14 protein-coding genes are annotated in these 12,709 nt (G+C 53.2%); 5 read left to right on the forward strand and 9 right to left on the reverse strand.

What is annotated here, in order from left to right; genetic code table 11:
* Position 1: 1 nt before the first annotated feature.
* A complete protein-coding gene (locus tag AMM03_RS09650; RefSeq protein ID WP_090131041.1) occupies positions 2 to 580 on the reverse strand; it encodes a gamma-glutamylcyclotransferase in 579 nt (192 codons plus the stop codon).
* Between the two features lie 204 nt (positions 581 to 784).
* On the opposite strand from AMM03_RS09650, the gene edd reads away from it, so the two are divergent.
* Positions 785 to 2,632, forward strand: coding sequence for a phosphogluconate dehydratase (gene edd, locus AMM03_RS09660; RefSeq protein WP_090131045.1), 1,848 nt, complete (start codon positions 785 to 787; stop codon positions 2,630 to 2,632).
* Complete coding sequence (gene eda, locus AMM03_RS09665) at positions 2,623 to 3,279, forward strand: bifunctional 4-hydroxy-2-oxoglutarate aldolase/2-dehydro-3-deoxy-phosphogluconate aldolase (RefSeq protein ID WP_228764644.1); 657 nt, start codon at positions 2,623 to 2,625, stop codon at positions 3,277 to 3,279. The genes edd and eda overlap by 10 nt, the downstream gene beginning before the upstream one ends.
* Here eda and gloA read toward each other — a convergent pair.
* From gloA to AMM03_RS09690, 5 genes are read right to left on the reverse strand one after another with little or no spacing between them, the layout of a single operon-like run.
* On the reverse strand, positions 3,261 to 3,650 hold the full coding sequence (gloA, locus tag AMM03_RS09670; protein ID WP_090131047.1) for a lactoylglutathione lyase: 390 nt from the start codon (positions 3,648 to 3,650) through the stop codon (positions 3,261 to 3,263). The genes eda and gloA overlap by 19 nt on opposite strands.
* Before the next feature lie 44 nt (positions 3,651 to 3,694).
* Entirely contained in the window at positions 3,695 to 4,330 is a 636-nt protein-coding gene (locus AMM03_RS09675; protein ID WP_090131049.1) for a 2-dehydro-3-deoxy-6-phosphogalactonate aldolase, read from the reverse strand.
* A gap of 4 nt (positions 4,331 to 4,334) precedes the next feature.
* A complete protein-coding gene (locus AMM03_RS09680; RefSeq protein ID WP_090131051.1) occupies positions 4,335 to 5,246 on the reverse strand; it encodes a 2-dehydro-3-deoxygalactonokinase in 912 nt (303 codons plus the stop codon).
* 2 nt (positions 5,247 to 5,248) lie between these two features.
* Positions 5,249 to 6,253: a D-erythronate dehydrogenase gene (gene denD / locus AMM03_RS09685; RefSeq protein ID WP_090131052.1), complete on the reverse strand. Its 1,005-nt coding sequence runs from the start codon at positions 6,251 to 6,253 to the stop codon at positions 5,249 to 5,251.
* A gap of 25 nt (positions 6,254 to 6,278) precedes the next feature.
* Positions 6,279 to 8,015 (reverse strand): IlvD/Edd family dehydratase, encoded by a 1,737-nt coding sequence (locus tag AMM03_RS09690; RefSeq protein ID WP_090131054.1) that lies wholly within the window; start codon positions 8,013 to 8,015, stop codon positions 6,279 to 6,281.
* Between the two features lie 164 nt (positions 8,016 to 8,179).
* Between AMM03_RS09690 and AMM03_RS09695 the strand changes: the two genes are divergently transcribed.
* The 3 genes from AMM03_RS09695 to AMM03_RS09705 are packed head-to-tail and all read left to right on the forward strand — an operon-like array spanning position 8,180 to position 10,276.
* Complete coding sequence (locus AMM03_RS09695; RefSeq protein WP_090131056.1) at positions 8,180 to 9,124, forward strand: 2-hydroxyacid dehydrogenase; 945 nt, start codon at positions 8,180 to 8,182, stop codon at positions 9,122 to 9,124.
* Entirely contained in the window at positions 9,121 to 9,864 is a 744-nt protein-coding gene (locus AMM03_RS09700; protein ID WP_090131057.1) for a FadR/GntR family transcriptional regulator, read from the forward strand. Before AMM03_RS09695 ends, AMM03_RS09700 begins: the two co-directional genes overlap by 4 nt.
* A 28-nt stretch (positions 9,865 to 9,892) precedes the next feature.
* A complete protein-coding gene (locus AMM03_RS09705; protein ID WP_090131059.1) occupies positions 9,893 to 10,276 on the forward strand; it encodes a cupin domain-containing protein in 384 nt (127 codons plus the stop codon).
* A 25-nt stretch (positions 10,277 to 10,301) separates the two neighbouring features.
* On the opposite strand, the gene AMM03_RS09710 is transcribed toward AMM03_RS09705, so the two are convergent.
* The 3 genes from AMM03_RS09710 to AMM03_RS09720 are packed head-to-tail and all read right to left on the reverse strand — an operon-like array spanning position 10,302 to position 12,630.
* A complete protein-coding gene (locus tag AMM03_RS09710) occupies positions 10,302 to 10,913 on the reverse strand; it encodes a flavin reductase family protein (protein ID WP_090131061.1) in 612 nt (203 codons plus the stop codon).
* 9 nt (positions 10,914 to 10,922) lie between these two features.
* The gene (locus AMM03_RS09715; protein WP_090131063.1) at positions 10,923 to 12,461 is read right to left on the reverse strand and encodes a cryptochrome/photolyase family protein; all 1,539 of its coding nucleotides are present in this window, start codon (positions 12,459 to 12,461) and stop codon (positions 10,923 to 10,925) included.
* On the reverse strand, positions 12,454 to 12,630 hold the full coding sequence (locus AMM03_RS09720) for a DUF2256 domain-containing protein (protein ID WP_194942847.1): 177 nt from the start codon (positions 12,628 to 12,630) through the stop codon (positions 12,454 to 12,456). Before AMM03_RS09720 ends, AMM03_RS09715 begins: the two co-directional genes overlap by 8 nt.
* Positions 12,631 to 12,709 lie beyond the last annotated feature (79 nt).

Raw genomic sequence — 12,709 nt, forward strand, 5'->3', positions numbered from 1 at the left:
GTCAGTCCTTGGCATGTTCTAACAAAGCCGCAAGTGCTTTGTCGTGGATGCCGTGTTGTTTAAGGCTCTTCAATGTTTCTTGCGCGTAGTCTAAGGTGCTGCCGTAGCGGCCTTTGGCACTTTGAAAGATGTGCTTGTATTGCAAAGGGGATAGATCACCTGTGTAGCTGGGGCTGTTGCGAGGCAAGGTAAAGGCCAAGGCATTGACGGGGCCCTTGGGGGTCGGGCATTGCAACCAACGCGTGGTGTAAACGTTGTTGGGCATTTCTCTAAACCACAACTTTTCGATGGTTTGCTTGACGTCCGCGGCGGGCGTTCTAAACACCATGCCTTGACAGCTGCCGCCGGAAAGAAGTGCAAAGACCAATCCCGGGCATTCTGGCGAGCCGCGGTTTAACCGGCTCCACATTTTGAGGGCACGGTGCCAGCCTTGAACTTTTGTCAGGTGTTGCTCCAATACATCGAATTCTGGCCGCCAAATCAGAGAGGCATACGCAAACACCCACAAATCTTGTGTCGCAGGCCACTCCGACAGCAAGGCTTCTTTGCTGGGTTCGCAGATGGCTTGACCGGCTCTCATGCTGAGGGAGGGCGTTGAAAATTTCAAAGTAATTGCATCGATGTGTTGCATCTATTTTGAGGGTAAACCAGAAGGTGTGAAGTCGTTAACGATAAATATTCGTAACCTGTTTGTAACTCTGAGTGCACCAAAGAGGGAGATGGCGAGTTACCATTCGCTATGTAACAAAGTTACAAGGCCAATTTCAAATCAATTCGACCTCCTATGACCCTGAACGCCATTGTTGCCCAAGTCACCGCCCGAATTGCACAGCGCAGCCAAGCGACACGCTCGGCCTATCTGCAGCAAATCGATGAAGCCGCGGCCAGAAAGCCAGGCGCAGACCGTTTAGGTTGCGCCAATGTGGCGCACGCCTTTGCGGCCATGCCACCGGCAGACAAATCACGTGCCTCAGGCCTAGCGGCCATTCCGGTGGTGAGTGCCGCCGAGCGGGGCCCCAATATCGGTGTGGTCACCGCCTACAACGACTTGTTGTCTGCGCATGCCCCTTTGCAGCACTATCCCGATTTGGTCAAAGACGAAGCGCGCAAGTGGGGCGCAACTGCTCAAGTGGCGGGTGGTGTGCCAGCCATGTGCGATGGTGTGACGCAAGGTACGCCTGGCATGGAGCTGAGTTTGTTCAGCCGCGATGTCATTGCCATGTCGACGGCCGTGTCTTTGAGTCACGATGTATTTGATGCGGCACTGATGCTAGGCGTGTGCGACAAAATTGTGCCGGGCTTATTGATTGGCGCTTTGCAGTTCGGCCATTTGCCTACTGTGTTTGTTCCCGCTGGCCCCATGGGCAGTGGTTTGTCGAACAACGAAAAATCCAAAGTGCGCGAACAAGCCGCACAAGGTTTGGTGGGCCGCGCAGAATTGCTCAAAGCAGAATCTGCGGCTTATCACGGCGAAGGCACTTGCACGTTTTATGGCACCGCCAACAGCAACCAGATGTTGTTGGAAGCCATGGGCCTGCATGTGCCCGGTACGGCGTTTGTCAATCCAGGTGATGGCCTTCGCCAAGAACTGACGCGTGAATCAGTACGTACAGTTTTGCAATTGGTCAAAGCTAAAAACTTTACACCCATTGGTCATTTGGTAGATGAGCGTTGCATCGTCAATGCCATGGTGGCTTTGTTGGCCACCGGTGGCTCTACCAATCACTTGATTCACTGGGTGGCCGTGGCGCGCGCGGCAGGCTTGATCATTGATTGGGATGATTTTTCTGCGCTGTCGGATGTGGTGCCTTTGCTCACACGCGTTTACCCCAATGGCAGTGCCGATGTGAACCAATTCCAAGCGGCGGGTGGCCCAGGCTATGTCATTCGTGAGCTGTTGGATGAGGGCTTCATGCATGCCGATGTACTGACAGTGCGCGCGGGTGGCCTTCGTGAATTTACGCAAAAGCCAGTGGGTGTGAATGGCCAGTTGAGTTGGGAAGACATCGGTGCCTCCAAAGATGAAACGGTTGTTCGTCCTGCATCTGCACCTTTCAGTGCCACAGGTGGTTTGCGTTTGCTCCAAGGCAACTTGGGCCGGAGTGTGATCAAGGTGTCGGCTGTGCCTGAAGAGCGCCACGTCATTGAAGCGCCTGCTCAGGTGTTCAGTTCACAAGAAGAATTGATGGCCGCATTTGACGCCGGCCAGATGAACAAAGATGTGGTGTGTGTGGTGCGCTGGCAGGGCCCACAAGCCAATGGCATGCCCGAGTTGCACAAGCTCACACCGCCCCTGGCCGTGTTGCAAGGGCAGGGCTTTAAAGTGGCCTTGGTCACCGATGGCCGCATGAGTGGCGCTTCTGGCAAAGTGCCTGCCGCCATTCATGTGTCGCCAGAAGCTGCTTCCGGCGGACCCTTGGCACGCGTATTAGATGGCGACATGATTCGCATGGATGCTGTAGCAGGCACCTTGCAAGTATTGGTCGATCCAGAAACTTGGAATGCCCGAATTCCCGCTACCATGCCCCCAGAACTGCAAGCGGCCAACAGCCGTGGCATGGGAAGAGAGCTGTTTACCAATTTGCGCAAGCATGCTTTGAGAGCTGAAGAAGGAGCCTGCACATGGCTATGAACGATATGAACAAACCACATTTCACGGCCTTGCAAGTCATGCAAGACGCCCCCGTCATTCCCGTCATTGTTTTGAACGATGTGGCCCATGCCGTGCCCATGGCGCGTGCCTTGGTGGCCGGTGGCATTCGCATGTTGGAAGTGACCTTGCGCACGCCTCAAGCCCTAGCCTGCATGGAAGCCATTGCCAAGGAAGTGCCAGATGCCGTGGTGGGCGCGGGTACCGTGCGCAGTGCAGCGGATGCCAAAGCAGCAGCCAACGCAGGGGCCAAATTTGCGGTCAGTCCAGGTTACACCTCGGCGGTGGGCCAAGCGTGTCGCGATCAAGGTTTGTCTTTGTTGCCCGGCGTGGCCACAGGCAGCGAAATCATGATGGCGCAAGAAGACGGCTACACCGAACTGAAATTCTTCCCGGCCATGCAAGCGGGTGGACCCGCCATGCTAAAAGCCTGGGGTGGCCCCTTCTTTGATGTGCGCTTTTGCCCCACCGGTGGCGTGACACCTCAGAACGCTTCAGAGTTCTTGAGCTTGTCCAACGTGGCTTGCGTTGGAGGCTCTTGGTTGGTGCCCGCCGATGCTTTGGCCAAAGGCGATTGGGCGCGCATTGAGCAACTTGCGCGTGAAGCTTGTCAGCTTAAGCTGCGCTGAATTAGCTCTACTTTGTAGCCATCAGGGTCGGTGACGAAGGCAATCACGGTGGTGCCGCCTTTGACGGGGCCAGCTTCGCGGGTGACTTTGCCACCTGCGTTGCGAATCTTCTCGCAAGCTTCGTAGGCATCGGCCACGGCAATGGCCAAGTGGCCGTAGGCTGTGCCCATTTCGTAAGTTTCAACGCCCCAGTTGTAGGTCAGCTCTAACTCTGCATGGTCTGGGTTGTTGCCATAACCTACAAATGCCAATGAGTATTTGTACTCTGGATTTTCAGAAGTTCTGAGCAATTTCATGCCCATCACGTTGGTGTAGAAGTCGATCGAGCGTTGAAGGTTGCCAACGCGAAGCATGGTGTGAAGTAATCTCATAAAACGTATTCTGTCTGATTGAAAAAAACCGCGGGGGCTAGGTGTTAAGTGATCGCCTTCCAAGCCTGAACAAATGCATCTGCAGATTCGCCCACAGCTTGGGCTGATTTACCTGGCGCAAACAGTGCCGAACCAATGCCAAAGCCAGAGGCGCCGCTTTTGCGGTAATCGGCCATGTTGTGAATGCCAATGCCGCCAACAGGAATGAGTTTCATGTGAGTGGGCAAAACAGCCCGCATTGATTTGACAACAGCAGGGCTGATCATTTCGGCTGGAAACAATTTGAGTCCGTGAGCCCCCAGTGCAAAGGCCCGAAAGGCTTCTGAAGGTGTGGCGACACCTGGCATTGAAACCAAGCCTTGGTTGACGGCTTCGCACACCACGTTGTCATCCAGATGCGGCGAAATAATGAGTTGTCCGCCTGCGGCTTTGATGTCGCGAACTTGTTGCGCAGTGGTCACTGTGCCTGCACCCACCAAGGCAAGGGGAAATGCTTCCGCCAAAATTTGAATGCTGCGCAGTGGATCAGGCGAATTGAGAGGCACTTCCAGAATATGAAAGCCCGCATTCACGATGGCTTGGCCCACGCTTAAGGCTTCTTCGGGTTTCAAGCCGCGCAAGATGGCCACCAATGGCAGGCTGTCCATGTGCGCATTAAATTGAGAAAGCAGAGGTGTCATGCGCTTAGCTTAAATTGAAATCATTTGGATACAAATGGTGCGCCAATGCCCAGAGGCCTGACCAAGTCACTTCATCGGCAACGGTTGTTGCAGACAGACCCAAGGCTTCCATGGCAAACCCATAGCGTTGGTTGAGTTGGCCATTGCCTAAGATTAACAATGGCGTGCTGTCATCTGTATTGTCCGACTTGGCGGCTCTAATCTCTTCACCAATCAGCAAGCCCGAAATGTAACTGCTCGATTGTGCTGGGCTCAGTTTTTCAAACAAGGCCAAGCTTCGTGCGGTGAATGCATGGTGCAGCAGACCACCAGATTTTTGACTTTGCATCACACCGTCAATGAAAACTTCTTTTTTAAGGGGTGCATCGGGCAAACAGGTTTTGGCCAAGATGGAGTGCTGGCTGAGCAAGGCGTAAAACTCGCCCGTCATGAAAGTTTTGAAGGCAGAAATTTTGCCGTCTATAACCTGTGCCCATTTGCTGTGCGTACCCGGCAATACAAACTGCGCAGTTTGAATATTCTGCGCTGCCAATGCGCCAAAGATTTGAATTTCTTCACCCCGCATCACATCGGGTGTGTCGTCGTTCCAAGTCGACAAGCCCGGCACAATGCCAATGCGGTCTTTCTCAATCCACTGAAGGTGTTGGGCAATGTCTTCAAAGCCACTGGGGCACGGGCAGTAGGGGGCTTCACGCCAGCCTTGTCGGCTACCGGCCATGCCTGAGATGAGGCACAAGCTGTCTGCGCCCATCCAATCGCCAAACCGCTGCTCAAAGACATGTTGAAACTGGCCATGGGCCACTTGCAAAATGCCTTGAGGAAAGGCGCGCTTCTCAAGTACCACGCCATCGCTGTTGATGAGTGTCCCTCTTAAAGAAGAGGTGCCCCAATCGACAGCGACCAGCTTGCGTTGCATGCTTACTTCTTCAAACCATCCAGCGCATGCGATGGGTAGTAAGGCAGTTTGCAGTCGTCAATGTACTGTTGAATGATGTCTTTGAAAGAGTCATCGGGTTTCAAGCCCAAGGCAGCCGCACGTTGTGCAGAACCGCCCTTGGCCCAGTTGGCCACAATGCCAGCAATCTGTTCGTTGCGCACAAACTTCACGTGCTTGCGAACTTCAGGACCCGCCACATCTTCCAAGGCTTTGAGCATTTCTTTGACGGTCACATTGAGGCCGGGCAAATTCAAAGCCAGACGGCCTTGCATGGCTTCGCGGCTGGCCTCAAAGATGGTGATCAAACACTTGATGGTGTTGTTGGGTGAAGACACCGAGTGCGAGACGTTTTCGTCCACGGGGCAGACAGATTCCATGCCAGCGAGAGGCTCGCGAATGATGCCACTGAAGAAAGAAGAAGCCGCGCCATTGGGCTTGCCAGGGCGCACGGTGACCGTCATCAAACGAGCCGCACGGCCATCCACATAACCCTTGCGTGTGAAGTCTGCCAACAAATATTCCAGCATCAACTTGTGGGTGCCGTAAGAGGTTTGGGGGGAGGGCAGGGTGTTGTCGGTCACGATATCGGGCATGGGGTTGCTGGGGTCGGGACCAAACACCGCCACCGAGCTGGCAAACACCATGCGCGGTACGTTACCCGCTTTGCGCAAACCTTCCAAGAGCAAACGAGTGCTGTCTAAGTTGGAGCGCATGCCCAAGTCAAAGTCTTGTTCGCATTCGCCAGACACAGCCGATGCCAAATGGAACACGCCATCAAAGCCGCTTTCAAACAGAGGACCTTGTTCCAGCATGGGGCCAGCATGGCCTTTGACGCGGGGGTCCGCCAACAAGTCGGCGGGTGCAGGGAACAAATCGGCAATGTGCAACTCTGTGACTTTTTTGCCATTGAGTTCACCTTTTTTAAGGATCTCACGGGCCAAGCGTGCGCCTAAGAAGCCTGCGCCTCCGGTAACGAGAATTTTCATAATGAATGCTTTCAAAAAATGGAGATCAGTGGTTGTCTTTGGGCACAAAGGCGCCGCGCTTGCCCACCAAGAAGTCGAGGTCACAACCTTCGTCGGCTTGCAGCACAGTATCAACATACAGCTTCCAGTAGCCTGACTTGAGGGGTGGCTCTGGACGAACCCATTTGGCCAAGCGCGCTTTGAGTTCTTCATCGCTAATCAGCAATTGCATTCTGCGCTCGGGCACATTGAGTTCAATCATGTCACCATTTTGAACCACAGCCAAAGGACCGCCATCAGCGGCTTCAGGAGTGGTGTGCAAGACCACGGTACCGTAGGCGGTGCCACTCATGCGGGCATCGCTGATGCGAACCATGTCGGTAATGCCTTTACGCAGCACCTTGGGTGGCAAGGGCATGTTGCCCACTTCGGCCATACCAGGGTAACCCTTGGGGCCGCAGTTCTTCAAAACCAAGATGCAGTTTTCATCGACATCCAAAGATTCGTCGTCAATGCGTTTGTGGAAATCGTCGCTGTCTTCAAACACCACCGCACGGCCGGTATGAACTAACAAAGCGGGTGTGGCAGCGCTGGGTTTGATCACGGCGCCACGGGGCGCCAAGTTGCCACGCAAGATGGCAATGCCGGCTTTTTCTTTGAAGGGTGCCGCCAGTGTTTTGATGACGCGCGGATCGTAGTTTTCTGCGCTGGCCACGTTTTCGGCCACAGTCTTGCCGCTGACTGTCAAGATGTCTTTGTGCAAAAACTGTTGAATCTCTTTCATCACAACTGGCAGGCCGCCTGCGTAGCAGAAGTCTTCCATCAAGTGTTCGCCAGAGGGTTGCAAATTCAAAATGTTGGACATGTCGCTGCCCAATTTTTCGAAGTCGTCAATGGTGAGGTTGATGTTCAAGCGGCGAGCAATGGCAATCAAGTGAATCACCGCATTGGTAGAGCCACCAATGGCGGCCAAGGTGCGGATGGCGTTTTCAAACGCTTCGCGCGTCAAAATTTGAGAAATTTTCACGTCTTGGTGAACCATGTCCACAATGCGGCGACCGGCTTCACGCGCCAACACATTGCGACGACCATCCACTGCGGGGTAGGCTGCATTGCCTGGCAAGCCAATGCCCAAGGCCTCTACCATGCTGGCCATGGTGCTGGCAGTACCCATGGTCATGCAGTGGCCGTGGCTGCGGTGCATGCAGCTCTCAGCTTCAAAGAAGTCTTGCAGTTTGAGTGTGCCGGCGCGCACTTGCTCGCTCATGCTCCACAAGCCCGTGCCAGAACCCAATTCTTGACCGCGCCATTTGCCGTTCAACATAGGGCCACCCGAAACACCGATGGTGGGCAAGTCGACACTGGAGGCACCCATCAACAGTGAAGGGGTGGTTTTGTCGCAACCCATCAACAACACCACGCCGTCAACGGGATTGCCGCGAATGCTTTCTTCCACGTCCATGGAGGCCAAGTTGCGATACAGCATGGCGGTGGGGCGTAGCAAAGTTTCGCCCAAAGACATGACTGGGAATTCAAGGGGGAAGCCGCCGGCCTCGTACACACCAATCTTCACTTGCTCGGCCAAGGTGCGGAAGTGGGAGTTGCAAGGAGTGAGTTCACTGAAGGTGTTGCAAATGCCAATGACGGGGCGGCCATCAAATTGGTCGTGCGGTACACCTTTGCCTTTGACCCAGCTGCGGTAGGCAAAGCCGTCGCGGTCTTGGCGGCCAAACCACTGTTGGCTGCGCAGGTCTTCGGGTTTTTTCTTGGGGCTTTGTGTCATGGTGAGTTTCTTTGAACAGTAAGAAGGGTTTGAATTCAGAAATACTATCGTATGATGATAAGGTAATTGCAGCGATTTGTGCAAACATCGGCACTCGTGCAAACCCTCAAACTTGTCCCCTGATGGCAAGTGCTTGTTTACTTTGTGTTTTGGAGATACCGACCATGAGCATTCACCATCCAGAAATTGTTGTCACCTCGCGCATTCCGCCTTTCCTCACAACAGGTCTCCAAGAAAAATTCATCGTTCATGAGCGCGATCACATTCGCGACCGTCAAGTGTTTGGCAGAGTTCGCGCTTTGGTGGGGGGCGGTGAAGCCAAAATTGACGCCGCCTACATGGCCTTGTTTCCAGCACTCGAAATGATTTCTGTGTGCGGCGTAGGTTACGACGGCATTGATGTGGCTGCCGCCAAAAAGCGCGGCATCATGGTGACGCACACCCCAGATGTATTGAATGACGACGTGGCCGATTTGGCCTTGGGTTTGTTGTTGTCAGTGGCCCGCAAAATTCCTGCTGCAGATCGCTTTACACGCAATGCCGACTGGCTGGATGGTCCTTTCCAACTCACACGCAAATTGACGGGTGCCAAGTTGGGCATTGTTGGCATGGGCCGCATTGGACAAGCCATAGCCAAGCGTGCCGCCGCGTTTGACATGGACATCAGCTACACCTCGCGCAATCCACGCACCGATGTGTCCTACAAATACATCGCTACGCCTACTGCCCTGGCTGCAGAGGTTGACTTTATGGTGGTCATTACGCCTGGCGGCGCTGCTACTAAAAACTTGATCAATGCTGAGGTTTTGAAAGCACTGGGCCCCCAAGGTTTCCTGATCAATGTAGCCCGTGGTTCAGTGGTGGATCAAGCCGCTTTGATTGAAGCTTTGCAAAAGAAAGCCATCGCCGGTGCAGGACTCGATGTGTATGTGGATGAGCCCAATGTGCCTGCCGAATTACGCAAGCTCGACAACGTGGTGCTCACGCCTCACATGGCCAGTGGCACCGTCGAAACCCGCAAGGCCATGTCGGCCTTGGCCTTGCTTAATTTGGAATTGCACATGGCTGGCCAGCCCGTTAAAACGCCCGTTCCTGAGTGCCGCACTTGATCAAAAACGTTCACGGCAACACGGTCGATTTTTTAGGCGAGGCCATCATCGCAGGGCGCTACCCTGTGGGTGGCAGTTTGCCGCCCGAGCCTGTCTTGTGTGAGCAATTGGGCGTTAGCCGAACGGTGATTCGGGAGTCCGTCAAATCCTTGGTGGCCAAAGGCTTGATCTTTACGGGTCCCAAGGTGGGGACGCGGGTCTTGTCTGAAGAGCACTGGAATTGGTTTGATACCGATGTAATTGCTTGGCAAGCCAAAGCGGGTTTGACTGCAGAGTTTTTGCGCGATCTGCAAGAACTGCGCCGTGTGGTTGAACCGGCTGCCGTTAGGTTGGCGGCAGAACGCGCCACCTCAGCAGACATCGAGGGCGTCTCAGCTGCTTACGAAGGTATGAAAAAAGCCATTGAAGAGGGCGGCGATTATGTGACGCACGACATGCACTTTCACACGGGTATGTTGGTGGCTTCGCACAATCGCATGATTGTTCAAATGAGCAAAGCCTTGGGTGCTTTACTGCGAACCAGTTTTGAAATTTCCACCACACGCAAAGGTGCACCTAAAGACTCTTTGCCTTTGCACAAAGCGGTGTTGGATGCCGTGGTGGCCAAAAACCCCGACAAGGCCGAAAAAGCCATTCGTGTATTGATAGAGGGCGCACACGAAGACATGGAGCATGTTTTAAATTCACGCCGCAAGCTACCTAGCTTGTCGGGGCCAGCCAAGTTCATCAAAGCACCTTGAACGCAACAACCTTGATTGCACATCCAATATGACTGAATTTACCAAAGTGGTGTTGTTCACCGATACCGATGGCAAAGCCAAATTTAAAGAAGAAAGCATGCCCATGGGCGAGGGCAATCCGCAAAGCCAACTGACTGAAATATTTTCAGCGGAAGGCTATCAACTACGCTTTAGCCCTGTGGGTTTTAGAAGTCAATTTCATGTGACTGGCAAGCCGCAGTGGGTCTTTATCTTGTCAGGCCAAATGGAAATTGGCTTGCAAGATGGTACGTCGCGTGTGTTCTCTGCAGGTGAGCATTTTTATTCTGCGGACACCTTGCCTGAAGGCGCTACATTTGACCCTGCTGTGCATGGTCATTGGAGCAGGCAAGTGGGTGCCGAGCCCTTAAGAACTTTGTTTTTAAAAGACTGATGTCTCAAGCAAGTTCTGGTGTGATTCACTTTGGGCGATAAATTTTGAACAATTGGTCTGGCCCAATGCTGAAATAATCGGCCGGCCCGCCGCCCCGCATCACGTGTTGTGCGTTGGCCGTGTCGTAAATGCCATCGCTGATCAAGCGTTCTTCAATGTGAACGCCAATCACTTCGCCAAACACCATCCAAGTTTCAATCGACTCGCCTTGCAGATTTTTCATCTGCAAAATTTGAGTGCACTTGCATTCAAAGCTGACAGGGCTTTGCGCCACACGCGGCACCTTGATCAAACGAGATGGCGCTGTGGAAAGACCCGCAATGTCAAATTCATTGACCTCTGGAGCCACTGCCATGCATGTTTGGTTCATGGCTTCTACTTGAGGCTGAGTCACTAAGTTCCAAACAAATTCACCAGTGGCTTCGATGTTGTTGAGCGAGTCTTTGCGGCCAATGCTGGAAAAACCAATCAGTGGCGGCACGTAGTTGAAGGCGTTGAAAAAGCTGTAGGGCGCCAAATTCAAAATGCCATCGGCACTTTGTGAAGAGATCCAGCCAATAGGGCGAGGACCCACAATGGCGTTGAAGGGATCGTGCTTGAAGGGATGGCCTAGGCGGGGTTCGTAAAAATGTGTCATGTTTGTATTTTAAGAAGCGTTCTTGATCAAGTTAGCTTGGCTGGCAATCTCTGCGCGAGCGTCATCGGACAAACGATTTAAGTTTTTCAATTGCATCAGCATCCGTGGATTTTTGGCCAAGGTATCAACATGTCGGTTCAGGTAATCCCAATACAAGGTGGTGAAGGGGCAGGCCGCATCACCTGTGGCCAATGCTGGATTGAATTTGCAGCCCTTGCAGTGGTTGCTCATGCGGTCGATGTATTTGCCACTGGCGACATAAGGCTTGCTGGCCATCACGCCGCCATCGGCAAACTGGCTCATGCCCAAGGTGTTGGGCAACTCTACCCATTCCACGGCATCCACGTAAACGCTCAAATACCATTCGTGGACTTCTTTTGGCGCTACGCCCAGCAGCAGTGCGTAAAGGCCTGTGACCATCAGGCGCTGGATGTGGTGGGCATAGCCGTGTTCTAGTGTTTGGTGAATGGCATCGCGCATGCAAGCCATGTCTGTTTGACCCGTCCAATAAAACGCAGGCAGTTTGGCGGTCGACTGCATTTCGTTGCGCTCTAAATACTCCGGCATCTGCGTCCAGTAAATGCCGCGCACATATTCACGCCAACCTAAAACTTGCCTGATGAAGCCCTCTGCAGCGGGCAGAGGCACAATGCCTTGTTGGTAAGCCTTCTCGGCTGCTGCAGTCACTTCTCTAGGGTTAAGTAGCTTCAAGTTAAGTGAGCTTGAAATGTGAGAGTGGTACAACCACACTTCGCCTTCCCACATGGCGTCTTGGTACAAGCCAAAGTAGGGCAGACGGTTCTGGATGAAACTGTCTAGCGCTTGAAGCGCTTGTTCCCTTGTGACGGGCCATCCAAAGCTGTTCAACGCACCTGGATTTTTTGACAATTTGGTATTGACCAGACCCATCACTTCTTGAGTGATGGCGTCTGGCGCAAAACGCAAAGGTGCAGGCAACAGGCCGGGCCCTTTTTTTCCAAAACTGCCGCGATTTTCTTCGTCAAAATTCCACTGTCCGCCTACAGGTTTTTTATCTGCCATGAGAATGCCAGTCTTTTGACGCAGTTCTCTGTAGAAGAATTCTTGTCGCAATTGTTTGCGACCTTTGGCGTGTTCCGCAAAATCTCGCACAGTGCTAAAGAAATGCGTGTCATCGCGAATCTCTAGTGGCAATTCATGATGTTTGGCAACGGCGCGCAAACTTTGCAACACACGCCAATCGCCAGGTGCTGTCATGACCAGTTGCTGGGGTTTGCAATCTTGAATGGCTTTTTGAAGTTCGCCCGCCAAGGTGCCTGAGTTGTCAGCATCTTCTAAACGCGTGTATCGAACGGGCCAGTTCTTTGCCTCCAGCAATTGCGCAAAGTGACGCATGGCACTCAAAAACAAAGTGCTGCGTTGTTTGGAGGAGGGCACATGCGTAGACTCTTCCATCACCTCTGCCATCCAAATGACGTCTTGATTGGGATCGAAGTCTGTCAGCGCAGAGGCATCCAAGTTCAATTGATCGCCAAGGATCAACACCAAGTGTCGGTAAGACTTAGCCATGCTTTGCCACTTGTGTGCTGTTTGATTTGTTTTTGCGACAAGCCTCTGAGCAATACAAAACCTGATCCCAGTTTTTGGCCCAAGCTTTGCGCCAGGTCTTGTCACGCCCGCACACCGTGCAAGGCTTGCTGGGAAGGCTTTGTTTGTTGCCCTTGAAAGTGGTCTTCATAGGGATATTTTGACTGCAAGCTGCAAGCCTGCGCAGGTCGACTTGATAATGTCCCTAGTCCCTCCGACATTGAGACATC

Source organism: Limnohabitans sp. Rim11 (genome assembly GCF_001269365.1).
Taxonomy (GTDB): Bacteria; Pseudomonadota; Gammaproteobacteria; order Burkholderiales; family Burkholderiaceae_C; genus Limnohabitans_A.